The 26,946-nt window shown below is 59.7% G+C and carries 24 protein-coding genes; 14 read left to right on the forward strand and 10 right to left on the reverse strand.

Annotated features, from left to right (window positions below):
- Positions 1-228 precede the first annotated feature (228 nt).
- On the forward strand, positions 229-585 hold the full coding sequence (locus tag L6R44_RS05900) for a hypothetical protein (RefSeq protein ID WP_014884928.1): 357 nt from the start codon (positions 229-231) through the stop codon (positions 583-585).
- A 103-nt stretch (positions 586-688) separates the two neighbouring features.
- Complete coding sequence (locus tag L6R44_RS05905; protein ID WP_237423561.1) at positions 689-1,249, forward strand: YceI family protein; 561 nt, start codon at positions 689-691, stop codon at positions 1,247-1,249.
- Here L6R44_RS05905 and L6R44_RS05910 read toward each other — a convergent pair.
- From L6R44_RS05910 to L6R44_RS05920, 3 genes are read right to left on the reverse strand one after another with little or no spacing between them, the layout of a single operon-like run.
- The gene (locus tag L6R44_RS05910; protein ID WP_237423562.1) at positions 1,241-2,032 is read right to left on the reverse strand and encodes an anti-sigma factor family protein; all 792 of its coding nucleotides are present in this window, start codon (positions 2,030-2,032) and stop codon (positions 1,241-1,243) included. The two genes, L6R44_RS05905 and L6R44_RS05910, sit on opposite strands and share 9 nt — an antisense overlap.
- On the reverse strand, positions 2,029-2,559 hold the full coding sequence (locus L6R44_RS05915; RefSeq protein WP_237423563.1) for an RNA polymerase sigma factor: 531 nt from the start codon (positions 2,557-2,559) through the stop codon (positions 2,029-2,031). Before L6R44_RS05915 ends, L6R44_RS05910 begins: the two co-directional genes overlap by 4 nt.
- 7 nt (positions 2,560-2,566) lie before the next feature.
- Positions 2,567-3,094, reverse strand: coding sequence for a tetratricopeptide repeat protein (locus L6R44_RS05920; RefSeq protein WP_237423564.1), 528 nt, complete (start codon positions 3,092-3,094; stop codon positions 2,567-2,569).
- Positions 3,095-3,851: 757 nt separating this feature from the next.
- Between L6R44_RS05920 and L6R44_RS05925 the strand changes: the two genes are divergently transcribed.
- The 6 genes from L6R44_RS05925 to L6R44_RS05950 all read left to right on the forward strand — a co-directional run bounded on the left by L6R44_RS05925 (position 3,852) and on the right by L6R44_RS05950 (position 19,736).
- Positions 3,852-13,970 carry a BapA/Bap/LapF family large adhesin gene (locus L6R44_RS05925; protein WP_237423565.1) on the forward strand — a complete coding sequence of 3,373 codons (10,119 nt, stop codon included), beginning with the start codon at positions 3,852-3,854 and terminating at the stop codon, positions 13,968-13,970.
- Between the two features lie 78 nt (positions 13,971-14,048).
- Positions 14,049-15,452, forward strand: coding sequence for a TolC family outer membrane protein (locus tag L6R44_RS05930; RefSeq protein WP_032642938.1), 1,404 nt, complete (start codon positions 14,049-14,051; stop codon positions 15,450-15,452).
- Positions 15,449-17,647 (forward strand): type I secretion system permease/ATPase, encoded by a 2,199-nt coding sequence (locus L6R44_RS05935; RefSeq protein ID WP_032642940.1) that lies wholly within the window; start codon positions 15,449-15,451, stop codon positions 17,645-17,647. The genes L6R44_RS05930 and L6R44_RS05935 overlap by 4 nt, the downstream gene beginning before the upstream one ends.
- Before the next feature lie 10 nt (positions 17,648-17,657).
- Positions 17,658-18,827 (forward strand): HlyD family type I secretion periplasmic adaptor subunit, encoded by a 1,170-nt coding sequence (locus tag L6R44_RS05940; RefSeq protein ID WP_100249862.1) that lies wholly within the window; start codon positions 17,658-17,660, stop codon positions 18,825-18,827.
- A 251-nt stretch (positions 18,828-19,078) separates the two neighbouring features.
- Positions 19,079-19,378: a type II toxin-antitoxin system RelE/ParE family toxin gene (locus L6R44_RS05945; RefSeq protein ID WP_237423566.1), complete on the forward strand. Its 300-nt coding sequence runs from the start codon at positions 19,079-19,081 to the stop codon at positions 19,376-19,378.
- A gap of 10 nt (positions 19,379-19,388) precedes the next feature.
- The gene (locus tag L6R44_RS05950; protein ID WP_237423567.1) at positions 19,389-19,736 is read left to right on the forward strand and encodes a HigA family addiction module antitoxin; all 348 of its coding nucleotides are present in this window, start codon (positions 19,389-19,391) and stop codon (positions 19,734-19,736) included.
- A 20-nt stretch (positions 19,737-19,756) separates the two neighbouring features.
- Here the strand turns inward: L6R44_RS05950 and L6R44_RS05955 are convergent, their stop codons facing one another.
- The 3 genes from L6R44_RS05955 to L6R44_RS05965 all read right to left on the reverse strand — a co-directional run bounded on the left by L6R44_RS05955 (position 19,757) and on the right by L6R44_RS05965 (position 22,450).
- Positions 19,757-20,275, reverse strand: coding sequence for a DUF6622 family protein (locus L6R44_RS05955; protein ID WP_237423568.1), 519 nt, complete (start codon positions 20,273-20,275; stop codon positions 19,757-19,759).
- Positions 20,276-20,360: 85 nt separating this feature from the next.
- Positions 20,361-21,542, reverse strand: coding sequence for an aminotransferase-like domain-containing protein (locus tag L6R44_RS05960; protein WP_032642950.1), 1,182 nt, complete (start codon positions 21,540-21,542; stop codon positions 20,361-20,363).
- 20 nt (positions 21,543-21,562) lie between these two features.
- A complete protein-coding gene (locus tag L6R44_RS05965; RefSeq protein ID WP_032642951.1) occupies positions 21,563-22,450 on the reverse strand; it encodes a LysR family transcriptional regulator in 888 nt (295 codons plus the stop codon).
- A gap of 97 nt (positions 22,451-22,547) precedes the next feature.
- Between L6R44_RS05965 and L6R44_RS05970 the strand changes: the two genes are divergently transcribed.
- Entirely contained in the window at positions 22,548-23,150 is a 603-nt protein-coding gene (locus tag L6R44_RS05970) for a short chain dehydrogenase (RefSeq protein WP_237423569.1), read from the forward strand.
- 83 nt (positions 23,151-23,233) lie between these two features.
- Here the strand turns inward: L6R44_RS05970 and L6R44_RS05975 are convergent, their stop codons facing one another.
- On the reverse strand, positions 23,234-23,392 hold the full coding sequence (locus L6R44_RS05975) for a YqaE/Pmp3 family membrane protein (RefSeq protein WP_032642954.1): 159 nt from the start codon (positions 23,390-23,392) through the stop codon (positions 23,234-23,236).
- A 179-nt stretch (positions 23,393-23,571) separates the two neighbouring features.
- Here L6R44_RS05975 and L6R44_RS05980 point away from each other — a divergent pair, with 179 nt between their 5' ends.
- From L6R44_RS05980 to L6R44_RS05990, 3 genes are all read left to right on the forward strand, one after another.
- Positions 23,572-23,871, forward strand: a complete 300-nt coding sequence (locus tag L6R44_RS05980) for an ArsR/SmtB family transcription factor (protein ID WP_032642955.1) — start codon at positions 23,572-23,574, stop codon at positions 23,869-23,871.
- Positions 23,872-23,880: 9 nt separating this feature from the next.
- Positions 23,881-24,402 (forward strand): rhodanese family protein, encoded by a 522-nt coding sequence (locus L6R44_RS05985; RefSeq protein ID WP_237423570.1) that lies wholly within the window; start codon positions 23,881-23,883, stop codon positions 24,400-24,402.
- A gap of 79 nt (positions 24,403-24,481) precedes the next feature.
- A complete protein-coding gene (locus L6R44_RS05990) occupies positions 24,482-24,661 on the forward strand; it encodes a hypothetical protein (protein WP_032642957.1) in 180 nt (59 codons plus the stop codon).
- Positions 24,662-24,699: 38 nt separating this feature from the next.
- On the opposite strand, the gene stpA is transcribed toward L6R44_RS05990, so the two are convergent.
- Together stpA and L6R44_RS06000 are read right to left on the reverse strand one after the other, a co-directional pair.
- Entirely contained in the window at positions 24,700-25,104 is a 405-nt protein-coding gene (stpA, locus tag L6R44_RS05995; protein WP_032642958.1) for a DNA-binding protein StpA, read from the reverse strand.
- Between the two features lies 1 nt (position 25,105).
- Positions 25,106-25,315, reverse strand: coding sequence for a hypothetical protein (locus L6R44_RS06000; protein WP_237423571.1), 210 nt, complete (start codon positions 25,313-25,315; stop codon positions 25,106-25,108).
- Positions 25,316-25,597: 282 nt separating this feature from the next.
- On the opposite strand from L6R44_RS06000, the gene alaE reads away from it, so the two are divergent.
- Entirely contained in the window at positions 25,598-26,047 is a 450-nt protein-coding gene (gene alaE / locus L6R44_RS06005) for an L-alanine exporter AlaE (protein WP_032642960.1), read from the forward strand.
- Positions 26,048-26,079: 32 nt separating this feature from the next.
- Here the strand turns inward: alaE and L6R44_RS06010 are convergent, their stop codons facing one another.
- Positions 26,080-26,424: a DUF2002 family protein gene (locus L6R44_RS06010; protein WP_023333165.1), complete on the reverse strand. Its 345-nt coding sequence runs from the start codon at positions 26,422-26,424 to the stop codon at positions 26,080-26,082.
- Positions 26,425-26,584: 160 nt separating this feature from the next.
- Between L6R44_RS06010 and L6R44_RS06015 the strand changes: the two genes are divergently transcribed.
- Complete coding sequence (locus tag L6R44_RS06015; RefSeq protein WP_032642961.1) at positions 26,585-26,911, forward strand: DUF883 domain-containing protein; 327 nt, start codon at positions 26,585-26,587, stop codon at positions 26,909-26,911.
- The last annotated feature ends 35 nt before the right edge of the window (positions 26,912-26,946 follow it).

Below are 26,946 nucleotides of genomic sequence, written 5' to 3' on the forward strand. Positions count from 1 at the left end.
CCCGGAAGGAGCCCCCCCCCTGTACAAACCCATAACCGTCATCATCTTCATTCTCCTGACCCTCGCCACCCTCGCAAAAACAGGCATTTTTTCCTTTGGATAATCCTCAGGTGAAATCTCCTTCATCGGGCCACATTGATCTCATTACAGTTTTTTCCTAAAGCCATCCCGCTTCGCCTGTGCCATGCTGAATCACGCTCATAACCGAAAACGTTAAATGAGGATATTATGAAAAAAACAATTATCGCATTATCTGCCGTTCTGCTGGCTTCCCCAGTATTTGCTGCGACCACACATGCAACTGACGATACCGTCGCGGCGGCGAACGCAAACGCCAATGAGGCGAAGCAAAAACTGCACGAAGAGCAGAACAAAGGTGAAGAGCTGAAGCTGAAACAGCAGCATGCTGCGGAAGGTAAAAGCGAAAGCCTGGGCAGCAAGGTCAGCGAAGACTCCCAGAAAGCCTGGCATAAAACCAAAGAAGGCACCGAGAAAGGGTGGGATGCCACCAAAGAAGGCGCTGAAAAAGGCTGGAATAAAACCAAAGAAGGTGCCAGCGAGCTGGAAAAGAAAGTCACTGAGTAATCTTTACGCTCACGAAAGGCCGCGCTTGCGGCCTTTTTTATTTCTTCGAATATAATTAGCACTTCAGGCGTTTACGCAGTGCGCGCTTATCGGAGAAACCACTATGTATCGCCTTTTCGCCTTTCTGACCGCCCTGCTGTTATGCCCGCCCCTGTACGCAGCGCCAAAAAGCTACCTTATCGACACCGATAACACCGCCATTCGGCTTTCGTGGCATGCCTTCGGCGGCATCCTCTCCTGGGCGACGTTCAGCGGCGTGACGGGTTCCGTGACGCTCAACCCGGAAAACGACGTCGACGACCATATCCACGTCACCATTCCTGTGGCAACCCTGGTGGCCTCAAACAAGCTGCTCACCTGGCAGCTGAAAAGCGACATGTTTTTTGAATCCGAGCGCTACCCGACCATCGAGTTTATCAGCTCTCGCGTGGTCGCCCTGGGCGCCGGACGGTTCAGGGTGTTCGGCACGCTGACAGTACGAAACATCGCCCGGCCGGTGATTCTGGAGGCCGTAGTGAGAGACCCGCACGCGCAGGCCCCCACGCTTGATGCCACGACGGCGATCTCGCGCGCGTCCTACGGGATGGATAAATTTGCGCTGGTCGTGGACGATCGTATTGCCATCGCCATTGCGATTAAGACGAACGATGCGCCGTCATCCTGAGATGAGGCGCTGGAGCTGCTCCGCGTTTGCCCGCAGGTGAGCCAGCGGATTGCGGCCAATCAGGACAAACTGGTAGCCCCCATCCTGCCACCACGCCAGGTTCATGCTGTGCCGCTGCTCCTGGCGGAGCGCGGCCGTCGTCTTCTCATCTACGGGCGAGATACAGAGCGCCATCGGGCCGTAGTCGGCGTCGATCCAGGCAATCTGCGCGATAGAGGTCGTTTCATAGCGCAGCATGCGCACCATTTTAAGCTCTGCCCCTCGCAGAATAAGCTGCGGCATAGTTAGCTTCATGCCGATATCCTGCGCCGCCCGTTCCAGCCCGCGCTGCAGGACCGGCGCTGCGCTGTCCATATCCAGCAGCGTCTCGACGCTGTACAGGGACATATATTGCGCTTCGAGGTCGCGGATATGGGCGTTTTCATCTTCTGGCGCGGAAGCGGGCCGCAGCAGGTAGCCCAGCCCGGAACCCACCAGCAAAAAGCTGACCGACGCGGCAATCAGCGCCCGCCTGCTGACGCCAACCGTCGTGGAGGATTGCGGATCGGGAAGCGCCGCCAGGCGCGCCTGCATCGTCTCTAAAGGCGCATCATCCAGCAGGGAGGCAAACGCCCCGGCGTAATCCTGGCTGCTTTTCATCAGTTCGGCGGTTCGCCCGGAAAGGCGTTCGTCACGTTTCAACTGCTCTTCAAATTGCTCCGCGTCGGCGCGGCACATCTCGCCGTCTATCCATGCCACGATAGCGTCGTCGTTATAGGGCGGTGCAAAACGGGGCGCGTTCATGAGCGTTTCTCCTTTACCGGGGGCAGTACGTCAGCGGACCTGGCAAGCCGAGCCCGTGCCGTGGCAAGCCGGCTCATCACGGTACCGATCGGCACTGCCAGCGTGTCCGCCGCCTCCTGGTAGGTAAAGCCTTCGACATAAACTAAAAATACCGCGTTGCGCTGGGCTTCGGGCAAGGCGTTAACGCGCTGCATCACCTTGAGATAATGCAGGCGCGTCTCATCCTGTTCCCGGGTGTCCGGCGCCAGAAGTTCGTCACTGGTAACAAATCCCTGCCCCTGGCGCACGTATCGCGCCCGCAGCTCTGAGATCCAGATGGAGTGCAGGATCGCGAACAGCCACCTGTCGATGCGCGTGCCCGGCGTATACTGGCTGCTTCTTTCAAGCGCACGCACGCAGGTGGACTGAACCAGCTCTTCGGCGATATCCCTGTTGCGCGACAGCACCAGACCATAGCGCCAGAGGCGCCGCAGGTGTGCGGCGAGCTGTTGACGAACCTCACTGGTTGCGATGGGTTTTCCCTCCACGAGAAAATCAGGATTCCGGATGCCCGCTGATGGCGGCCTGCAGGTCGCGGTACTCCTCGCAGGACTGGCCACAAATACCGGCAATCACCTTCAGCTGTTCTTTCGCGAGGTCGGGACGTCCTTTCACCATCCACGCTTCACCGAGATACTCCCGGGCTTTGGCATAATCCGGTGCGATAGCCAGCGCGCGCTGGTAATAACCAATTCCTTCATCCGTGCGGCCAAGCTTGCGCGTGGCGAACCCGCGATAGTTCCACGCTTCCGCCGTATTGCCATTTTTCAGCGAATCGAGCAGGTTCAGCGCCGCCTGGTACTCCCCTTTCTTCGCGAGATGGTACGCATAGTTGGTTTTGTCCTGGTCGCTGAGGCTGCTGCTCTTGTCCGGCACGCATTTCTGGGTGGCGCTGTCGTACACCTGCCCGGAAGGGCAGTCGGGCGTTTTGCTCTCGATACTATTATCGCCCATTGCCAGCGCCAGGGGGGACAGCAGGGAAAAAATGAGCGCCGGGATCAGGCGAAACGAGGTCGTGTTCATAGAAAGCTCCAGGGTAAGAAGGAAGTGACGTCAGTAAACGCCCGACTGGCGATTTTTATTCATTCTCCCCGCGACTTTTTTGCTGCCCCAATCGGGCTCACGCAGTTGCATCAACAGAAATAAATTTGGTTATTCCGCCCTGCCTTAACGTTATTATTCTCGCGTAATAGCAGAATTTTAATCCCGCACAAAAATATATTTCAGTTTATAAGCAACATAATATATCTTATATCAAAAACGTTACCCTAACTTAAATGCATATTAAGCACGCTTAAATAACCACCTTTTTCAATATATTCAAAACACTTCCAGGCAATTATCTCACTGAATGAAGCCCATAAAAAAATAATACTACACCATAAAAATAACTCCATACAAAACAACCAATTAAACCAATAAAATCATTAACAACTTCACTATACCTATGCCCTCTTCATTTTCCCCGCCTTTATTTACCAAAGCTTAAGTTGCACAACCCGTGTTTTCTGTCTATATCATTTTTATATTCGCAAAAACAATTCCTCTATTAATTACAGGGTTATATAAGACACGAAACACCCATAAAAACGGTTCTCTTTTATAAGTCATTAGATTCGCTCTGATGTTGCCACTCTGAATACTGGCGGGCATCGTGCGCGCTAAAAACGACGGTCAGCGCTGCGTATAACAGCGACTGCGCCGGGGGCGCCCTTTACCTTCTGCAGAGATGGCTCGTCTTACTCGCCGTTCATGACACACCTGCTGGAGTAATTACTAAATGAGCCAAATCTCTGTTATATCGAAACTTACTGGCGTGGAAACAACCACGGAAGGCACACAGGTTACCCTGAGCCATTCCTCGATCGTTGAGCTTCATGTCGAGCGGGCTGATATCTCCCACTTCGCGCGAAACGGTAACGATCTGCTGGTGACGTTAAATTCCGGCGAGGTGATCACCCTTAAAAACTTCTACGTTGCGGACGCGCAGGGGGTGAGTCAGCTGGTTCTGCAGGAGAGCAACGGCGCATTATGGTGGATTGAAGATCCTACCGGGGCCGCCACGTACGAATCTATCGCGTCAACGGACGTGCTGCTTGCGAGCTCCGGAAGTGACGCCGGTGGTGCCGCCATCTGGCCATGGGCCCTGGGCGGCATTGTCGCCGCGGGCGGCATCGCGGCGCTAGCAAGCGGCAGCGGTGGTGGAGGTGGAGGCGGCAGCGGAGATGGCGGTAATAACAACGGCAGCACCCCCGCAACACCCGTCGATCCTGCCGATCCGGATACAACCCCGCCGAACGCGCCTTCCGGTCTTATGTTCTCTTCCGATGGCAAAACCGTCACCGGCACCGCCGAACCCGGCAGTACCGTCACGCTGAAAGATGCGAACGGCAATGTCATTGGCACGGGAAAAACGGGCAGCGACGGCAACTTTAGCGTCACCCTCGGCACACCGCTGACCAACGGCGAGCAGGTCACCGCCACCGCTACGGATGCGGCCGGGAACACCAGCCAGGGCGCAACGGTCAACGCGCCGGATCTCACCGCACCCGATGCGCCAACGATCGGCAGCGTCATTGACGATATCGCCCCTCAGACGGGTACGATAGCCAACGGCGGCAGCACCAACGATCGGCAACCGCAGCTCACCGGCACCGCCGAACCCGGCTCTACCGTGACGATTTATGACGGCGGGATAGCCATTGGCACAGCGGTCGTGGCCAGCAATGGTACATGGACATTCACCCCGTCAGTCGACCTGAGTGAAAGCACCCACCAGATTACCGTTCGGGCCACCGACGCCGCTGGCAACACCGGGCCGGCCTCCCCGGTGTTCACCTTCACCGTCGATCTTACCCCGCCAGCAACACCGACCGCGATTGTGCTGACCGACAACACGGGCCTCATCAAAGGAACCATTACCTCCGGCATGCCCACCGACGAGTCAAAACCGATCCTGGCGGGAACGGGCGAGCCGGGAGGAACCATCACCATTTACGATAACGGCGTGGTCATTGGCACAACAACGGTGCTGCCCAACGGTACCTGGAGCGTTACGCCCAATGCCCCGCTCCCGGACGGGACACACTCCATAACCGTCACTGAAACCGATGCCGCCGGAAACCAAAGCACGGCATCCACACCTATCACCTTCACCGTAGACACCACCCCGCCGCCAGCCCCTGGAAACCTCGTCGTATCAAACGATGGCGGCACCATCAGCGGCATCGCGGAGGCAGGCAGCACGGTGACCGTCCGTGAAGGCGACGTGACCCTTGGCACGGCGGTTGCCGATAGTCAGGGCAACTTCAGCCTGACCCTGACCCCGCCGAAGCTCAACGGTGAAATCCTGACCGCAGACGCCACCGACGCGGCAGGCAACACGAGCCCAACCACCTCCGCGGCGGCACCGGATATTACCCCACCGCAGACGCCAGCCATCGTGTCAGTCATTGATGACGTGGAGGCCACCACCGGCCCCGTAGGCCCGAACGGGCTCACCAACGACCGGGCTCCGACCGTGAACGGAACGGGCGAAGCGGGCTCGACCATTACGATTTCTAACGGCAGCGTTATCCTCGGCACGGTGGTGGTTCCCGCCTCCGGCCTGTGGAGCTTTACGCCGCCCTCCCCGCTGGCCGACGGCACGTATGTGCTCACGGCAAAGGCGACGGATCCCGCCGGTAACCAGAGCGGAACCTCAGCCGCGTGGATAATTAACGTCGACGGAACGGCACCTGACGCCCCGGTGATTTTACAAGTCGTGGACGATGTGCCCGGGGGAGCCGTTGGCTCGCTCGATCCAAATGCCACGACCAATGACGCCACCCCAACGCTCAGCGGTACCGCCGAAGCCAACGCCACGGTCATCCTCCGCGTAGACGGCGTGGCTATCGGTACGACCGTGGCCGATGGTCTGGGCGTATGGGTCTTTACGCCTTCCTCGCCGATTGGTGAGGGGCCTCATGCCCTGACCGCCGTCGCGACCGATGCGGCGGGTAACGCAAGCGGCGTCTCCAACGCCTGGACTCTGACGATTGACAGCGTCGCGCCTGCGGCTCCGGTGATTACCCAGGTGATAGATGATGTGCCCGAGCGCCTCGGAGCGCTTAACTCCAACGACAGCACCAACGATACCACCCCCACGCTCAACGGCACGGCTGAACCGGGCTCGACGGTTACCGTCCGCCTGGACGGAACCGATCTTGCCTCGGTTCCGGTCGACAGCAACGGCGTGTGGACCTATACCCCTACCGTGCCGCTTGGGGAGGGGCCTCATACCTTTACCGTCGTCGCCACCGACGCGGCAGGCAACACCAGCCTGCCGTCAACCGACTTCAACGTTATCGTCGATACCACACCGCCTGGGGCAGTGACCATCACAGCCGCGCTTGATGACGTCGGCGGCGTGCAGGGCCCGCTCAACAGCGGCGATACGACGGATGACACCCAGCCGCTGCTGCAGGGCTCCGCACCCGCGGATGCGACGATAACCGTCTATGACGGCACCACGCTGCTCGGCACCGCCACCCTCGATGGCATCGGCGGCTGGAGCTTTACGCCGGTCACCCCGCTCACCGATGGCCCGCACTCGCTGACGGTTCACGCCACGGATGCCGCAGGCAATACCACCGTCTCCAGCCCGTTTGTCCTGACGGTGGATACCGTCGCGCCTGCCACGCCGGATACCCCGGCGATTACCGTCAATCCTGACGGCGGCGCAATTCAAACGCCGCTGAACCCGGGCGAAATCACGCGCGACACCACGCCAACCCTGAGCGGCATCGGTACGGCGGGCGATACCGTGACGATCTACAACGGCGGCGTCAAAATCGGCGACACGGTAGTGGACACTAACGGCGACTGGTCCTGGACGCCAGCCACCCCGCTGCCTAACGGCACCTACGACATTACCCTGACCGTGACCAATATGGACGGTACGGGTAACGAAAGCGCCCCGTCGCAGCCGGTCACCATCACCATTGATACCGACCCGCCGGCGACGCCTGCGGCACCGATCGTCACCGACAGCGTCACCCAGATCACCGGCCCCGTTCCCGATGGCGGCACCACCAACGATCCGCGCCCGGTGCTGAGCGGCACCGGCACGCCGAACGACGTTATCAACATCACCGACACCGTCAACGGCACGCCGACCATCGTGGGCACCGTTACGGTAGACAGCAACGGCAGCTGGAGCTGGCGGCCTGACAGCAATATTGCGGAGGGTAGCCACGCCTATACCGCCACCGCCACCGACGAGGCAGGCAACGTCTCTGACGCGTCGCCAGCGATTACCATCACCGTGGATACCGTCGCGCCGGATACGCCGGTGATTAGCGCCGTGGGCGGCGCGCCGGATGGTGGCTTGACCACGGACTCAACGCCGACGGTCGGCGGTACCGGCGTCAACGGCGAGACGGTGATCGTCTACAACAACGGCGTCGAGCTGGGCCGCGTTGCGGTGGTTAACGGAGAGTGGAGCCTGACGCTTCCAACGCAAACGGACGGCCCGCTGAACATCACCGTGGCGGGCGTGGACGCGGCGGGCAACGTCAGCGAGCCCAGCCCGGTCTATACCGTCACCCTCGATACCGTTGCGCCTGGTATCCCGCAGATTATTACCGTCTCAGACAGCCAGCTCACCAACAGCGTGCTCTACACTCGCGATGGTGTACCTACGCTCACCGGGACCGGCGAACCGGGGGCCACGGTTATCGTCTCCGTGAACGGCACCCCTTCGGCAGTACCGGTAACGGTCCAGCCGAACGGCACCTGGAGCTGGACTGCCGACAGCACCCTGACCGATGGAACCTATACCTTCACCGTATCGGCCACGGATCCGGCCGGTAACACCTCAGGCAGCTCAGCCCCGCTGAGCGTGACGGTAGATACCGCCGCGCCTGCCGACCCGATCAATATGGCACTGGCTCAGGAGGGAACGCCCCTGACCGGCAACGCCGAGGCGGGAAGTACCATTATCGTGAAAGACAGCGGCGGCACGGTCATTGGTAGCGGCGTTACCGCCGGCGACGGCAGCTTCTCCATTGCGCTCTCTCCGGCGCAGCTGGATCCCGCCACGCTGACCGTGAGCGCCACGGATGCCGCAGGAAATGCCAGCCCGGGCGCGTCCTTTATCGTTACCGACTCCCCGCTCGACCTGCCGCAGGTACCCGTCATTACGGCGATCGTCGACGATACTGCCCCGCTGACTGGCGACGTGAAAGGCCAAACCACCAACGACACCACGCCAACGCTCACCGGCACGGCCGAGGCGGGGAGCCTGGTTACCATCTACCTGGACGGTGGCGTGACGCCCGTGTCGACGGTGACCGCCGACGGCAGCGGTAACTGGAGCTATACGCCTGCCGCGCTTGGTGAGGGTCTGCACACCTTTGAGGTTACCGCGACGCTCAACGGTGCGACAAGCGGCCGCTCTCCAGCCGCCAGCGTCACCGTTGATCTCACCGCGCCGGGCACGCCAACCATCGGCGCGGTGATTGACGACGTGGGTCCAGTCACCGGCCCGTTGACCAACGGCCAGTCCACCAACGATAACCAGCCGACGCTGACCGGCAGCGGGGCGGTGGGGGATACCGTCTCCGTTTACAACAACGGGACGCTGCTGGGCAGCGTGGTGATCGGCAATACCGGCAACTGGAGCTTTACCACGCCGACGCTGACGGACGGCTCTCATGTTCTCACCATTCGCGAGACCGATCCGGCGGGGAATGAGAGCGCGCCTTCGGCGGGATTCACCGTTGTGGTGGATACGATTTCCACCACGCCGGTTATCACTAACGTAACGGATGATGTCGGCAATGCCGCCACTACCGTGGTCAGCGGCACTCCAACCAACGACGCCACGCCAACCCTTTCAGGCACGGCGGAAGCCAACAGCGTGGTGACGATTTTTGATGGCGGCACGCAGATTGCCGTGGTCACGGCTGACGTCAACGGCGCATGGACGTTTACCCCGGACACCGCGCTCGGCGAAGGCTCGCACAGCTTTACCGTTCGGGCGACCGATCCGCTGGGCAACGTCAGCGCGGTCTCTGCACCGTGGAGCGTGGTGGTTGACCTGACGGCACCGACGGTGCCAACGCTGGATACGGTGAATGACGACGTCCCCGGCGGCGTCACTGGCAACCTTACCAGCGGGCAGGTCACCAACGACAACACCCCAACGATCGGCGGTACCGGAGAGGCTGGCAGCACGATTCACATCCTGAATAACGGTACGGAGATCGGTACGACAACCGTAGACGTAAACGGGAACTGGTCCTTCACCCCGACCACACCGCTGGACGACGGCAGCTACACCCTTCGCGCGTACGCAACGGATGTCGCGGGCAACGCCTCGGCTAACTCGACGGTCTTCGCCTTTACCGTGGATACCGCAGGCCCGGTTGCGCCGGTCGTTACCAGCGTCATTGACGATATCGCCCCGGTCACCGGGACGCTCACCTCAGGCGGCGCAACCAACGACGCGCGCCCGACCTTCAACGGCACGGGCGAAGTGGGTACCACGGTGCATGTCATCGTAGACGGCAACGAAATCGGCACTGCGGTGGTCAATGCCCTCGGCAGCTGGACCTTCACGCCGGGGAGCGATCTGAGCGACGGACCGCACGCCATCGTCTTTAACGCCACCGACCCGGCAGGCAATGCCAGCAGCGCAACCGCGCCGTTTAACCTGACGGTGGATACCAGCGTGCCGTCTGCGCCGGTTATTTCAACCGCGGCAGACAACGTGGGCAGCATCCAAACCCCGCTCTCTTCAGGACAGAGCACCGATGACACTACGCCGACGCTGAACGGCACCGCGACGGCCAACGCCACGGTCACCGTGTATGAGAACGGGCAGCCGGTCGGCACCGCGCAGGCGGATGGCACCGGCGCATGGAGCTTTACGCCGTCAGCGCCGCTGTCCAGCGGCAGCCATACCTGGACGGCCACGGTCACCGATGCCGCGGGGAACGTCAGCCCGGCCTCGCCAGGCTTTACCCTGGTTGTCGATACCACGGCACCGAACGCGCCGGTCATCAGCCAGGCGATAGACGACGTGGGAAGCATCACCGGCCCGCTCACGTCCGGGCAAACAACCGACGATACCGTACCGCGCCTTGTCGGAACCAGCGAACCGTTTGCCACCGTGAAGATCTACGAAGGGACAACCCTGGTCGGCACCGGGGCTGCGGACGCTAGCGGCAGCTGGAGCATCCTGCTCAGCACCACGCTGACGGCGGGCGCGCACAGCTTCACCGCGCAGGCAACGGATGCGGCAGGCAACACCAGCGTGTCGTCCACCAGCTTTAGTCTTACCGTCGACATCACGCCGCCTGCACTGCCGGTGCTGACCAGCATTCTGGATGACGTGGGCAATGCGGCGACGCCGGTTGCCAACGGCGGGATCACCAACGACGCCCAGCCGACGATCTCCGGTACGGCGGAAGCCGGAACGACGGTGAAAATCTTTGATAACGGCGTACAGATCGGCAGCGTGACGGCGACCGGCGGGGCCTGGAGCTATACGCCATCTCCGGCGCTGAGTAACGGTCCGCACACGTTAACCTTTACCGCCACCGATGCCGTAGGTAACGCCAGCGCCCCTACCGCCGGGTATGTGATTAACGTTGATACCGTTGCGCCGGGCGCACCGGTCATCACGTCGGTAATCGATGATGTCGGCAGCGTCACCGGTCCGGTGACCGGCACAAATCCGACCAACGACGCGCGTCCAACGCTGAACGGGACCGCCGAAGCGAATGCCACGGTACGGATCTACGATGGCATCACGCTGGTGGGTACGGTTACCGCCGATGGCAGCGGCAACTGGACCCTGCCGCAAACCACCATCGCGCTGACGGAAGGAACGCATAACTTCACCGCCACGGCCACCGATGCGGCGGGCAACACCAGCGCGGCGTCAGCCGTGACGACGATTATCGTCGATACGATCGCCCCAACGGCGCCGACCGGGACCCTCAACGCCGACGGTAGCGTCCTGACCGGTAATGCCGAAGCCGGCAGTACCGTCAGCATCCGCCTTGCGGACGGCTCGACGGTGACCGCGATTGCGGGCAGCAACGGCACCTATAGCTACACCTTTACGAATAAACAGACCGAAGGCCAGACGCTGCAAATCACCGCCACGGACGCGGCGGGCAACACCTCGCTGCCGGGCTCCGCGCTTGCGCCAGCGCTGCCGCTCTCCGCCAGCAATAACGTCGAAGAGCTGAACCTCAGCACCGCGGCAACCGTCACCAACAGCCAGTACAGCGACTACGGCTTCCTGCTGGTCGGCGCCGTGGGCAACGTTCTGACCCTGCTGGGGAATGACACCGCCCAGGTGAACTTCACGGTGGGCAGCGGCGGCAGCGCGGATATCGTGGTGAACGCCAACGCCACGGGCGCGGTGCTCTCTCTGCTCAATACCCTTGAGCTGGTGGTGCAGCACTACGTCAACGGTGCCTGGACCACCGTGGTGGATACCGGCCAGCCGCAGTTTGCCGATCTCCTGACCCTCGGTGCCACCGGCGTATCGCTGAACCTGACCGGGCTGGCTGACGGCAACTATCGCGTGCTCAGCTATAACACCAACCTGCTGGCGACCGGCTCCTACACCAGCCTCGACGTGGCGGTGAAAGAGACCGGTCCGGGTACGGTTACCGGTGAAACCAGCCTCAACGGCAACGTGATCCTCGACACGGACCCGACCGCAGGCAGCGACAACGCGCCGGCCGGAACCACGGTCTCCGCGGTCACGAACGCGCAGGGCGTGACCACCAGCGTCAACGCCGACGGCACGGTGATTCAGGGCCAATACGGCACGCTGACCATCAACCGCGACGGCAGCTACAGCTACAACCTGACGGACACCAGCGCGGCGGTCATTGGCCGGACGGAGAGCTTCACCTACACCATCACCCATAACGGCGTCAGCGCGTCGGCGAACCTGGTGCTGTCTCTGGGCACCGGTACGGTAGTCAACGGCATTGTGGCGGTGGACGATACGGCCTCGCTGACCTTTGACACCACCGTGAGCGAGATTAATAACGGCGCCTCGTCTCAGGGCGGCTTTACCGTGGTGGGCATCAATCTCGGCAACACGCTGGGGCTTAACCTGCTGGACGACATGACCAACCCGATTATCTACAACGTGGAGGAAGGCACCACCCGCACCATGACTATCCAGGCCTCCGTGGGCGGCGTGGCGCTGGCATCGGTGTTCGATCTCTACGTCTATAAGTTCAACAACGCGACCCAGACCTTCGAGCAGGTCCGCGTCGAGTCGGGCTGGCTGCGCGCCCCGCTGCTGGGGGGCACTTCGTCTCAGCTGACGCTGAACCTGCCTGCCGGGGAGTACCTGTTCTTACTCAATACCGCATCGGGGATCGCCGTCCTGACGGGCTATACGCTGAGCGTCCTGCAGGATCATGTCTACAGCGTGGCGAGTATCAGCGAAACGACCACGGGCGACGTGCTGGCGAATGACCCGGTTCCAGCAGGCACGCTGGTTACCGAAGTGAACGGCGTGGCGGTCAACAGCAGTGGCACAACCGACATTCAGGGGGAATACGGCACGCTGACCATTAATTCGTCCGGCCAGTACACCTATACCCTGAGAAGCGGCGTGGGAGCGGACCATATCAGCACGCCGGATACCTTCGTCTATACCGTCACCGCGCCAGACGGCACGAAAGACACGGCATCGCTTAACATCACCCCCACCGCGCAGGCGATGAATGCGGTGAACGACGTCAGCGCCGTGATGGACGTGACGTCAGTACACCATACGTCGGCGTACTCGGATACTACCGTGGGAACGGCAAGCTGGACGACGGCCCTGCTTTCGTCAACCCAGGGCAGCGGCAGCGGCACCTTTGTGGTCGACCCGAACACCGCGCTGCACAACGCGTCGCTGCACTTTAACGTGGCCTCGCTGCTGGCGCTGGGTGGGCTGACGGTTAACTGGTCCATTAGCGACGGTTCGGGCACGATCCGCAGCGGCTCCTTCAGCGGCGGCTCGCTGCTGGGCGGCAGTATCGACGTTCCGCTGACCGGGCTGGATCTCAACGCCGGGACCTATACGCTGAACTTTACCGGCAGCGTCCCGGGCCTGAGCGTGGGGAACATCACCATTACCCCAAGCGTGAACGGCACCACCTACTCGCTGACTGATTTCGACGCGACCGGCACCCACACCGTCAACGGCAATATCTTCGACGGCACCGACTCGGGCGGCGTGCTGGATCAGCTGCACTCGGTGGACACCCGCCTGAGCGTGACCGGCTACAACGGCGTGACCACCACGCTGGATCCGTACACCGGCAGCGCAACGGTGAACATTACCGGCCATTACGGCATCCTGGCGATCGGCGCAGACGGCCATTACACCTATACCCTCAACAGCGGGGTATCGCTCTCATCCATCACCTCGAAGGAGACCTTCAACTACACCCTGACCGATGCGACCGGGAAGACGGACAGCGCCTCGCTGACCATCAACATGGCGCCGCAGTTCATCAGCTCTGAACATAACGACGTCATTACCGGCACCGCCTACGGCGACACGCTGATTTACCAGGTGCTGAACACTACGGTGGGGAACGCCACGGGGGGGAACGTCAGCAGCAGCGCGGGCGACCACTGGACCGGCTTCTCGCTGGCGCAGGGGGATAAAATCGACATTAGCGACCTGCTGGTGGGCTGGAACGGTAGCGCCTCCACGCTCGGGAATTACCTCCATGTCACTAATAGTAATGGCAATACCGTGATCTCCATCGACCGTGATGGTGCAGGGAGCACCTACACTAATACCACGCTCGTGACGCTTGATGGCGTTCAGACCACCTACGACGAGCTCGTTAACCAGCAACACATCATTACCACATAGCACCTGCAGTACCTAACCCGGGCGCACAGCGCCCGGGCATTAATAATAAAGCTGCACTTATTTTATTAGGGACATGACATGGGAATGAAGATGCCTTACTGGTGGCTCTCGTGCTGCCTGATATCTGTGCCCGCTCTCTGCGCGAACCCGGCGGCAACTATCAATACGGGCCAACTGCGCGAAACGCAGGAACTCCCCTCGCTCAACGGCCGCGTCGCCCCGACGGCTGGCAACGCCGCGCCGGGCTCATTGCAGCTTGGCGAAGCCGTCAACCGCGCCGTTACCTGGCATCCGGCCATCAGCGAAGCCGTGGGAAAACTCTACCAGCAGAGCGAAGAGGTGGACGTCGCGAAATCGAAATACTATCCGCAGATTAATGCCGGCGTGGACAACGGTTACTCCCACGACGGCGACCAGAACGGCTTTACGCCGTCGCTGGTGCTTTCTCTCTCTCAAATGCTCTACGACTTTGGCAAAGTGGCCAGCCAGGTGCGCGCCGAAAGCGCCGGGGTCGCCCAGCAGCAGGCTAACGTGCTGGTGAGTATCGACACCATCGCCCACGACACCGCCGTCGCCATGGTGCAGGTGCAAACCTGGCAGCAGATGGTCGACACCGCCAAAGAGCAGCTCGACGCCCTCTCCTCCATCGGCTCGCTGACCCGCCAGCGTAATGACGAAGGCGCCACCTCGCTCTCTGACGTGGTGCAAACCGATGCCCGTATCGAAGGCGCGCGCGCGCAGCTGATGCAGTACCAGGCCAATCTCGACAGCGCCCGCGCCACGCTGATGAGCTTTCTCGGCTGGAACAGCCTGAACGATATCAGCAATGATTTTCCGCAAAAGCTGGGCCGCAGCTGCGATGTCGCCGAGCCGGACGACCGCCTGGTTCCCGCGGTGCTCGCCGCCTGGGCGCAGGCGAACGTCGCCCAGGCGAATCTCGACTACGCCGACGCGCAGATGACGCCAACCGTCTCGCTGGAGCCGGAGGTACGTCACTACATGAACGATCGCTACGCGGGGAGCGACACGCGGGATCGCACCCAGTATTCCGCCTGGGTAAAAGTGCAGATGCCGCTCTATCAGGGCGGCGGCCTCACCGCCCGGCGTAACGCCGCCGGACACGCGGTGGAAGCGGCGCAGTCCACCATTCAGCGCACGCGCCTTGACGTCCGCCAGAAGCTGCTGGAAGCCCGCAGTCAGGTGATGAGCCTGCAAAGCACGCTGCAAATTCAGGGCCGCCAGGAGGCGCTCAGCGCCCGCACCCGCGAGCTTTACCAGCAGCAGTATCTCGATCTCGGGTCGCGCCCGCTGCTCGACGTGCTCAACGCCGAGCAGGAGGTCTACCAGGCGCGCTTCACCCAGCAGCAGACCCTCGGTCAGCTGCACCAGCTGCAGCTCAACTGCCTGTATAACACCGGCCAGTTGCGCCATGCGTTCGATCTTGATAACCGCACCATCCAGACCGTGGAGATCCAGCCATGACGCAGCGTGAAATCCCGCAAGGTGAAAACATGACGGACGAGGCGCTGGCGCAGTGGGCGCAGGCCTTTGGCTTTGTCGCCACGCGCTACCGCGTCGCCTGCTCTCCCGGCGCGCTGATTGCAGGCGCGCCGTGGCTGAAAGGCAAACCGATGGTTCCCGCGCTCACTCAGCTGGCGCGCGAGGCGGGGCTGTCGTTTCAGCTGCTCACCGCTGACCAGCAGTCGATCAACAGCTGGCGTCTGCCGGTGGTGGTGGCAATGAATGACGGCCGGATCGGCGTAATCGAGCACTTCGACGGCGACGACACGCTGGAAATCAGCTTCTTCGACGAGGAGACCTACACTAACCGCCTGTCGATGACGGCGACGCTGCCCGCCATCCGCCACGTGATTGCCCTGCGTCCACTCGCCGCGCTGAAGGACAGCCGCGTGGATGCCTATATCTCAAAATACCGTCCGGACTGGCTCTACCGGCTGGTGATGCGCGATCTGCGTCCCTACAGCTGGGTGATGCTCGCCGCGCTGTTTATCAACGTGCTGTCGCTCTCCGGGATCGTCTTTTCCATGCAGGTCTATGACCGGGTGATCCCCGCCCAGTCCTACCCGACGCTCTACGTCCTGACCATTGGGGTGCTGATTGCCACCCTGTTCGGTTTTGTGCTGCGCGTGGCGCGCGGGCACATTATGGATCTGCTGGGCAAGCGCTCGGATATGCGCGTTTCGGATCGCGTATTCGGCCACGCGCTGCGCCTGCGCAACAGCGCGATACCCCGCTCCACCGGCAGCTTTATCTCTCAGCTGCGCGAGCTGGAGCAGATCCGCGAGATGGTCACCTCCTCCACCATCTCAACGATTGTCGACCTGCCCTTCTTCCTGCTGTTTGTGGTGGTGCTGGCGATCATCGCCCCGCAGCTGGCGTGGATCGCCCCGGTCGCGGCGGTGATTATGGTCCTGCCCGGCCTGCTGCTGCAGAAGAAGCTGGCGGAGCTGGCAAAGCAGTCGGCCCATGAATCGACCCTGCGCAACGCGGTGCTGGTGGAGAGCGTGCAGGGGCTGGAGGACATCAAGCTGATGCAGGCGGAAAACCGCTTTCTGCAGCAGTGGAACAGCTATATCCAGATCACCGCCGAATCCGGCCTGCGCACCCGCGAGCTGACCCAGAACCTGATTAGCTGGGGAATGACCATCCAAAGCCTGGTGTATGCCGCCGTGATCGTGGTCGGCGCGCCGATGGTGATCGACGGCACCCTGACCACCGGTTCGGTGGTTGCCGCGTCGATGCTGGCCTCCCGCATGATCGCCCCCATGGCAACGCTGTGCGGCGTGCTGGCCCGCTGGCAGCAGGTTAAAGCGGCAAAAGAGGGGCTGGACAGCATCATGCAGCTTCCTACCGAAAATCAGCGCGAGGAGACGCCGATCCGCCAGGACGTGCTGCGCGGACACTATCTTTTCGAGCAGGCACAGTTCCGCTATCAGCCGGACGATCCGCGCATGGCGCTGCGTATTAACCGGCTGGAGATCCGGCCGGGTGAAAAAGTGGCGATCCTCGGGCGCAACGGCGCGGGCAAATCGACCCTGCTGCAGGCGATGGCGGGTGGGATGGATCTGGCGGCAGGCGAGCTGCGGCTTGATAACTTCAGCCTGCCGCACCTCGACGTCGCCGACGTCCGGCGCAACGTCGGCTTTATGACCCAAAACGCCCGGCTGTTTTACGGCACCCTGCGCGAAAACATCACCCTCGGCATGCCGCGCGCCACCGACGAGGAGATTTTCGGGGCGCTGGAGCTGACCGGCGCGGCGGGCTTCGTGCAGAAGCTGCCCAAGGGGCTGGACTATCCGATCATGGAAAACGGCGTGGGGCTTTCCGGCGGGCAGCGCCAGTCGATTCTGCTGGCGCGGATGCTGCTGCGCGATCCCAACATCGTGCTGATGGATGAACCGACCGCCTCGCTGGACGAGCATACCGAGCGGGAGTTCATCCAGCGGCTGGGCGACTGGCTCGGCAACCGCACCCTCATCGTCGCCACCCACCGCGTGCCGGTGCTGGAGCTGGTGGAGCGCGTGGTGGTGTTGAAAGAGGGGATGCTGGTGATGGACGCGCCAAAAGCCCAGGCGCTCAACAATAGCCGTATGCAGCAGCAACAGCAGCAGGCAGCAACCGGACGGGAGTGGAAAAATGAAAATCAGTCAGCGTGACGTGGCGGCAATGGACGATCTGGATAACGCGCTGGATTCCGAGAGCGGCTACACCGGCGCGCGTCGAATCGTCATCATCTCGCTGCTGATGTTTGTGGTGCTGGGCGTCTGGGCGTGGTTTGGCCTGCTGGACGAGGTCTCAACCGGCTCGGGGAAGGTGATCCCCAGCTCGCGCGAGCAGGTCCTGCAGTCTCTCGACGGCGGGATCCTCACCGAGCTGAACGTTCATGAGGGCGATCAGGTGCAGGCCGGACAGGTGCTGGCGCGGCTCGATCCGACGCGTTCCGAATCGAACGTCGGCGAAAGCGCGGCGCGCTACCGGGCTTCGCTGGCCTCCAGCGCCCGCCTGTACGCCGAGGTGAACGATCTGCCGCTAAAGTTCCCCCCTTCGCTGGCAAAATGGCCGGATCTGATTGCTGACGAAACGCGGCTCTACAACTCCCGCCGCGCGCAGCTGGAGGACACCCAGCGAGAGCTGCGCGCCGCGTTAGATCTCGCCAATAAGGAGCTGGCCATCACCCAGCGGCTGGTGAAAACCGGGGCCGCCAGCCACGTGGAGGTGCTGCGCCTGCAGCGACAGAAAAGTGACCTGGAGCTGAAGCTTACCGACGTGCGCTCGCAGTATTACGTTCAGGCGCGCGAGGCGTTATCCAAGGCCAACGCGGAGGTGGATATGGTTTCCGCCGTCCTGAAAGGCCGCCAGGATTCCGTCACCCGCCTGACGGTAAAATCCCCGGTGCGCGGGATCGTGAAAAACATCAAGGTCACCACCATCGGCGGCGTGATCCCGCCCAACGGCGAGCTGATGGAGATTGTTCCGGTCGACGATCGCCTGCTGATTGAAACCCGCCTCTCGCCGCGCGATATCGCCTTTATCCACCCGAACCAGGAGGCGCTAGTCAAAATCACCGCCTACGATTACGCCATTTACGGCGGGCTGCACGGGGTGGTGGAGACGATTTCCCCGGACACCATCCAGGACGAAGCCAAGCCGGAGGTGTTCTACTACCGGGTATTCATCCGCACCAGCCAGGATTACCTGGTGAACAAGGCGGGCAGGCACTTCTCGATTGTGCCGGGGATGATTGCGACGGTGGACATCAAGACCGGCGAGAAAACGGTGCTGGATTATCTGATCAAGCCGTTTAACCGGGCGAAAGAGGCGCTAAGGGAGCGATAGTCAATCGCCGGGTGACGGCTCCGCCTTACCCGGCCTACGTTCCCGTAGGCCCGCGCAAGCGCAGCGCCGCCGGGCAGTAAACCGCATGCCAGAACTGGAACCTGCCTCGGAGTATTAACCTTTAGTTATGCATCCCACTTCCCTTCAACCGTTGCCCTGGTAATATTAACCGCAGACAGAAATGCACTTGCGCACAGTGCGGGAGTGCATTACCATTCAATCAGCTTCATGGACTGGAGCTCGGCAGCATTATGATTAGTTATTTTCGGGATCAATGGCTTGAGGATTTTTTTCTTTACGGCAGATCGAGCAATGTTATTCCTTCAAATCTGGAAACAGCGCTTGCGAGAAAGCTCGATATCATCAGGGCAGCTACCTCGCACAGGGATTTGCGATCGCCCCCGGGCAATATGTATGAAGCATTGAATCCGCCGCTGAAGGGATATTCCTCAATCCGGGTAAACAGGCAATACAGGCTCGTATTTCGCTGGATAGAGGGTAAAGCAGAAGATCTCTACCTCTCTCCACACAAGTACACGCAACACAAGTGAGGCATCACCTATGACACTTCAACAGGCACTCCGCAAACCCACCACGCCGGGCGACGTGTTGCAGTATGAGTATCTTGAACCGCTCAATCTGAAAATCAGCGATCTGGCGGAGATGCTCAATGTTCACCGCAACACCATCAACGCGCTGGTCAATAACAATCGCAAGCTTACTGCCGATATGGCGATCAAACTGGCAAAAGCCTTTGATACCACTGTTGAATTTTGGCTGAACTTACAGCTGAACGTCGATATCTGGGAAGCGCAATCTAACGCCAGGACGCAGGAGGAGTTGAGCCGTATAAAGACCGTTGCGGACGTCATGGCTAAGCGAAAATCGGGCCAGCCGGATGTAGCCTGACCCGAACAGACGCGGAGATCTCACCCCGCCGGGCGCGGCGCGGTACGGTTATACACCCCAACATAGCGAGCAAACTTACCGATAAACACGCCAGCAAACACGCCGCCGGAGACGATCGCCAGCGCGCTCATGGCGGGCTGCTGCATCGTCTGAGGCGAAACCGCGCTCATCACCCCCAGCACATACTTCACCCCAAACGCCAGCATCATAAACGGCAGCGCGGTGTAGTCTGCCTGGCGGTAAAGGCTGCGCGGCGCCTCTGCGCGGGTAATCACCGCCTGCTTAATCAGGAAATACCCCAGCGCGGCACCGGCGAGGATCCCCGCCGTCCACAGTGCAACGGTCCCGGGAGTCAGCGTGCGGTAGACCACCAGATCGTAAATATCCCAGATAAGAAAGATGCCCGGGATGACGGCAAGCCGCTCCAGCGTGACGGTGGCGGGCCTGCGGGCTTTAATGCCGCGAGAGATAAGGAAGATAAACAGCACCCACACCCAGACGGGCGTATGCGTAACGACACCGAACAGAAATTCAAGCATGGAGATCTCCATGGAGGATCGCGGCCCGTGCCGCCCTGAACGCGTATTGCGCATAACGGCAGAGAAGCCATTATGCGCAGGTCTTTTACAGCGATTTTTTCAGGCGTTGAACCGCTTCCTTCAGCTCTTCGTCCGTTGGCGTGACAAACGACATGCGCAGCGTCGAATGGTCTGGCTCATGGCAGTAGAAAAATTCGCCCGGCACAAATACTACGCCGTTACTTAAGGTTTTTTCCAGCCAGCGCGTGGTATTCCCCCCATTTTTCATCGTCGCCCACAGGAACATGCCGCCTTTCGGCTTGTGGAAGGACATCACCTCGCCCAGCTCGGCTTCCAGTTCGTTGGCGAAGGTCTGATACTTCTGACGATAGGCTTCGCGGATCGTTTTGATCTGCCCGGCCAGACGCCCGGTTTTCAGATATTCGTACGTCATCAGCTGCGAAAGCGTGCTGGTGTGCAGATCGGTGGTTTGCTTCAGGTTCACTACCGCACGCTTCAGCCACTCCGGTACCAGCACCCAGCCTACGCGGGTGCCCGGCGCGAGAATTTTAGAGAAGGTTGAGGTATAGACCACGTTCTCTTCGTTGCCGATATCTTTGGCATGAGCGATTAACGGACGGAAGACCTCATCGGTATAGTTAATTTCGCTGTACGGATCGTCTTCAATAATGACGAAGTCATAGCGCTGAGAGAGTTCCACCAGCTTTTTGCGACGCGCTTCAGAGAGCGTTACGCCGCCAGGGTTACCAAAGGTCGGGACGATATACACCGCTTTGATGCTTTTCTTTGCCGCCAGCGCTTCAAGTTCGTCGACCTTCATGCCGTCGCCGTCGGTGCCGACGGATTCAAAATTCGCCTGCGCCAGGCCAAAAACCTGCAGCGCGGCAAGATAGGTTGGACGCTCAACCACAACGGTATCACCCGGGTTAATTAATGCACGCGCCAGCACGTCAAGCGATTGCTGTGAGCCAGAGGTCACCACCACGTCATCGGCTTTACAGGCGATGCCGCGTCCTTCGCAGATGCGCTGGATCTCTTCCCGCAGTCCCGGTACGCCTTCGGTCAGGCCGTACTGAAACGCCTCGCCAAAATGCTGGGATAATACGGCATCCGCGGCTATTTTCAGGCCTTCATGATCGAACAAAGCCGGGTTAGGGATCCCTCCACCCAGCGAAATGACGCCGGCCATTTTGCTATGTTTTAATAATTCACGGATGGCAGATGATTGCAGGCCCTGCGCGCTGCTGGCGAGTTTACTCACTGACATTCTTTGCTTACCTTCTGTTTTTATAGTGTGCTCAATCTTAGCAGAATATGGGCGATAAATTCCGTCAGCTTGGGCAGGGGGCGTAAATCCTGACGCCACAATAAATGCACCGGCCTCGGCGCGGGCGTGAACGGCTCCAGCACCCGAATCAGCCTGCCGCTTTCCAGATCTTCGGCTACCAGCACTTCCGGCTGCAGCAGTAATCCCGCCCCGGATCTTGCGGCCATCCGCAGCCCGTAGCCGTCGTTGCATCTTAATACCGCGTCCCGTTTCCAGCGCACTTCGCCTTCCACACCCGGCAGCCGCCACTCGTTGCGTGCGGTCCAGACGCTGTGGGACAAGCAGAGATGATCCACCAGTTCGGCGGGCGATTGCGGCGTGCCGTGTCGCGCTAAATAGTCCGGTGCGGCGCAGATCACCATGTTGTAGGGACACAGGTATTTTGCCACCAGATCGTCGTTATGAACGTCACCAATGCGGATGGCGAGATCGACGCCCTCCTCCACCAGATCGACCATCCGGTTAGTCAGATCCAATTCGACGCGCACCTGCGGGTAGCGCTGTAAAAAGGTTGCCGTCAGCGGGGCAATCACGCAGCCGCCAAACGACGTAGGTGCCGTGACGCGCAGGGTTCCGGCGGGCGCGGCGCGCAGGCGTTCAACCGCGTTTTCGGCAATCGCGACCTGCTCCAACACCCGCTTCGCCTCGTCGAAATAGACGCGCCCGGCATCGGTCAGGCTTTGGCGCCGCGTGTTACGCTCCAGCAGGCGGGTGCCGAGCTGTGACTCCAGCAGCGCAACGTACTTTCCCACCATGACCGCCGACATCTCCAGCCGTGCAGCCGCCCCCGTGAAACTGCCGCTTTCAACCACCGCGATAAACGTTTCCATGCCGCGAAGCTTATCCATATTCCAAACCTCAGGTTAGCAATCTTCTAACTGTAGCCCAGTTTATCTGCATTTTTATTTATTAAAGAATGAGGGCTCACAACATAAGGAGTCGGCTATGAAAATCGTCATTATTGGTGCCAGCGGTACGGTCGGTCGGGCAGTAGCGGAAGAGCTGAGTCGTCGCCACGAGGTCATCCGCGTGGGCCGCACGCAGGGCGACTACCGGGTAGATATCACCTCGCAGGCGAGCGTGCAGGCGCTGCTTGAGAAAATCGGCAGGGTGGATGCCATTGTGTCCGCCAGCGGTGGCCTCCACTTCGGCCCGCTCGCGACCATGAAGGACAGCGACTTCAACCAGGGCCTGCAGGACAAGCTGCTGGGGCAGGTGCGCCTGGCGCTGACCGGCCAGCACTACCTGAACGACGGCGGCTCGATTACGCTGATAAGCGGGATTGTGGCGCACGAGCCGATTGCGCAGGGGGTGAATGCCACCACGGTGAACGCCGCGCTGGAGGGGTTCGTTCGCGCCGCCGCCTGCGAACTTCCGCGCGGGATCCGCATCAACCTGATTAGCCCGACGGTCCTGACGGAATCCGCTGAAGCGTACGACGGCTTCTTCCCGGGCTTTGAGAGCGTCCCCGCAGCCACCGTGGCGCAGGCCTACCGCCGCAGCGTGGAAGGCGTGCAGAGCGGGCGGGTGTATAAGGTCGGGTATTAAGCCTTGCGGGCGGTGGCCTCGCCTTACCCGACCTGCAAAACGCGCCCAGAATTCGCGTATGCTAACCGACAGCTAAGGCGGGCCTAGCTTTTAGTTTGTACCCAAAACGCGTGGATAAGACCGGGGATGTAGCCCAGCAGGGTCAGAATAATATTCAGGATAAATGCCCAGCCAAACCCCTTGCCGAGCAGCACGCCCAGCGGAGGGAGAATAATCGTAAAGACAACACGCCAAAAACCCATAAACACTCCGTATACGCTAACCAGTTGAAAATAAAAAAGAGTAATGACTGTAAGCGTAGCCAGCTTATCGGCTTCTGCCATTCAGACCCGTCCCATTTACCCTCTTTTACGCTTTTAACGCTGGCGTAACGTGCGATATTACTTTAGCATTAACTTAATTAAGACAATGCTAAAATAATATGACCGAACTTGAACAACTCCAGGCCAGCGCCGAGCAGGCGGCCGCACTGCTGAAAGCCATGAGCAACTCCCGTCGGCTGCTGATCCTCTGCACGTTATGCGGGGCGCCCGGCACCAGCGCGGGCGACCTGGCGCGCGCGACGGGGCTGAGTCCTTCCGCCACGTCGCAGCATCTGGCGCGCATGCGTGAGGAAGGGCTTATCGACAGCACCCGCGAGGCGCAGCGCATTCTGTACTTCATTAAAAACGATGCGGTACATCAGCTCATCAGCACCCTGAAAACCCTTTACTGCCCGTAAGGAGCGCCCATGTCACTTCCTCTTCTTTCGCCTCGCGAAGCCAATGCCCGCATCGCCGAAGGCGCAATACTGATTGATATTCGCGATAGCGACGAGTACGCCCGCGAGCATATTCCCGCCGCGAGGCTGGTGCCGCTGGAAACCTTACCCGGCGGTCTGAACGCGCAGGCGGGTGAGACGGTGATTTTTCACTGCCAGTCTGGCGCCCGAACGTCGGGGAATGCCGACCGCCTTGCTCAGGCCGCCGCGCCCGCTCGGGCATTTGTGGTCGAAGGTGGCATTCAGGGCTGGAAGCAGGCCGGACTGCCGACCGTCGAAGACAGATCCCAGCCGCTGCCGCTGATGCGTCAGGTGCAAATTGCCGCCGGGCTATTGATACTCTGCGGCGTGGTGCTGGGCTATGGCGTCTCCAGCGGCTTTTTCCTGCTCAGCGGTTTTGTAGGAGCCGGACTGCTGTTCGCCGGAGTGACGGGCTTTTGCGGCATGGCGAGACTGCTCAAGGTTATGCCCTGGAACCGTCGTACCTCATAAGCAGTAATCGGTGAAAGTCACTGTACCCGGCGCCACGCGTGGGCTAAGGTGAAGATCGCTAAAACGATGAGGAGGTAATATGTTTTCTGTCGGTGACTATGTGCAGCCGCGTAAAGGCGGCCCGAAACTGAAAGTGCTCGAAGTGAACGGTGACACCCTTGTGGCGGTTCAGGCCAGCAATGAACAAGGCGAGAAATATACGCTGAAAGCGGCCGATGTAGCGCCGTATACCGAAGAAGGTGATTTCGGCGTCTGCTAAACAGACAGCCGGGCGGAATATTCCGCCCGGTTATCGCCTTAGATCAGAAAATCATCCAGTGATTTCCCGTTTGCCAGCGCGCTGGCAATAGGCTTCGGCGTGCGGCCCTGGCCGGTCCACGTTTTTTCTTCACCGTTCTGGTCAATAAAGCGATATTTCGCTTCACGCGGCTTACGCTTTTTCGTGGGCTTACCCGCCTGCGCAAGCTCAGAACCCAGCAGATCGGTCGGTGAAATACCATCGGCTTTCATCAGCTCCAGCAGGGTATTAATTTTTTCCTGCTGCTCAGCGCGCTGCTGCTCTAATTCCGCCTGCTCACTCCGTTTCTCTTCAGCAACGACCCTGACCTTTTCCAGCATTTCCTCAAGAACGTCCAGGGTTAATTCGCGCGCCATGGCGCGCAGAGTTCGGATATTATTAAGATTCTGTAACGTCAAAGACATATTATTTGAAAACCTTCTCTTTAGGGTAAATAGATAAATCACCGTCAGAATAATTCATTTTCGTGGAAATATCTACCCGCGGGGTCGTTATGCCAATAATGTGAATAGCGTTTACTGTAACCGTTAATATTATCTTAGCCGCTTGTAGAATTCGCACAGACTCAATCACCACATCAATATAAATGGCCAACTTTAATCCAAATCTCAGCATTCCTCGCCCCTTACGGGCGGATTGATTTAACCTGCAACGCCAAAAACATTAACTATCTGATTTTTATATAAAATACGTTAAGCGAGACAGATTATAACGAACCGAACAAAAAACAACCAAATTTAGAGAATTTTGTGGACAAAACGCGATTAAATAAAAATTAATCACTAGTTGTTAGTTCAAACATAGAGATATACGCTATTCACGACAAACAAACCAACCTAAAGCACTAGACGCTTCGGGAAAATCGTTTCTTTTGTGTTCTTCTCAAGGAGTTCAGACATGTTCTCACCGCAATCACGCCTTCGCCATGCCGTGGCGGATACTTTCGCGATGGTTGTCTACTGTTCCGTTGTGAACATGCTGATCGAAATATTCCTCTCAGGAATGACCTTCGAGCAGTCACTTTCTTCTCGTCTGGTGGCTATCCCGGTCAATATCGTTATTGCCTGGCCTTATGGTTTATATCGCGATGCCGTTATGCGTTTCGCGCGTCGTATCAGCCCTGCAGGCTGGGTAAAAAATCTGGCGGACGTGCTGGCGTATGTGACGTTCCAGTCTCCGGTTTACGTGGCCATTCTGCTGACGGTGGGTGCGGACTGGCACCAAATCGCGGCGGCGGTCAGTTCGAATATTGTGGTTTCAATGCTGATGGGTGCGGTATACGGCTATTTCCTCGACTACTGCCGCCGCCTGTTCAAGGTCAGCCAGTACAGCCAGGCAAAAGCGTGATGTGGGGCGACTGGCGCAGGCCAGTCGCGAATTTACTGTACGTCGCCGAACAGCCCCTTCAAAAAGCGCTCCAGCGCCATACGCGAACTGAAACCATGCGGAATACCATAATGCTCATGCCGCTCCCCGCCTAAATAGAGCGGAAATTGCTGATAGTGATCGCAGGTTTTAATATCGGAGGCAGGTTCAGCAAATGACAGACTTCTGTCTTTCAGCGTCGGGTGAATAATGAGCGCGGTACGTCCCATTCTTGCTTCGCGATTAACGTAAACATAATTCTCGCCGCGGCGATATCCATACGCTTTTGACGTCACCTCATCCATGGTGAATCCCTCTTTTTCAAGAACGCGCGCCACCTCATCAGGTCGTAAATACATATCTTTTCCTCGTTATCTTTTCCTGCCCGGCAACCTTACAGTATTCAGCATTGGCTGGGCTTTCAGAATAGTCCATAAACTGGCGATTAACGCGTGATGCGCTTCAGATATTAAATTTCTGAACTAAACTAGACGGGAACACAAAATTACGGAGGATCGTATGTTTAACAGACCGAACCGAAACGATATTAATGACGACGCTCAGGATATTCGTAATGATGTCAGCCAATTAGCGGATACGCTGGAAGAGGTGCTGAAGTCCTGGGGAACTGACGCAAAGGACGAAGCGGATGCCGCAAAACGTAAGGCTCAGTCTCTGCTCCGTGAAACCCGTGCTCGCATGAACGGACGCTCACGCGCCACGCAGGCTGCCTGCGATATGGCAAGCTGTGCTACGACCTTCGTGCGTGAAAAACCGCTATGTACTCTGGGAACCGTCGCGGCGGTCGGCATCTTCGTGGGTGCCCTGCTCAGCCTGCGTAAATAAGCCCGCGTTTACGGCCCCGGTTGCTTCAGGCTCCG

Source organism: Enterobacter cloacae complex sp. ECC445 (genome assembly GCF_021892025.1).
Lineage (GTDB): Bacteria > Pseudomonadota > Gammaproteobacteria > Enterobacterales > Enterobacteriaceae > Enterobacter > Enterobacter chengduensis.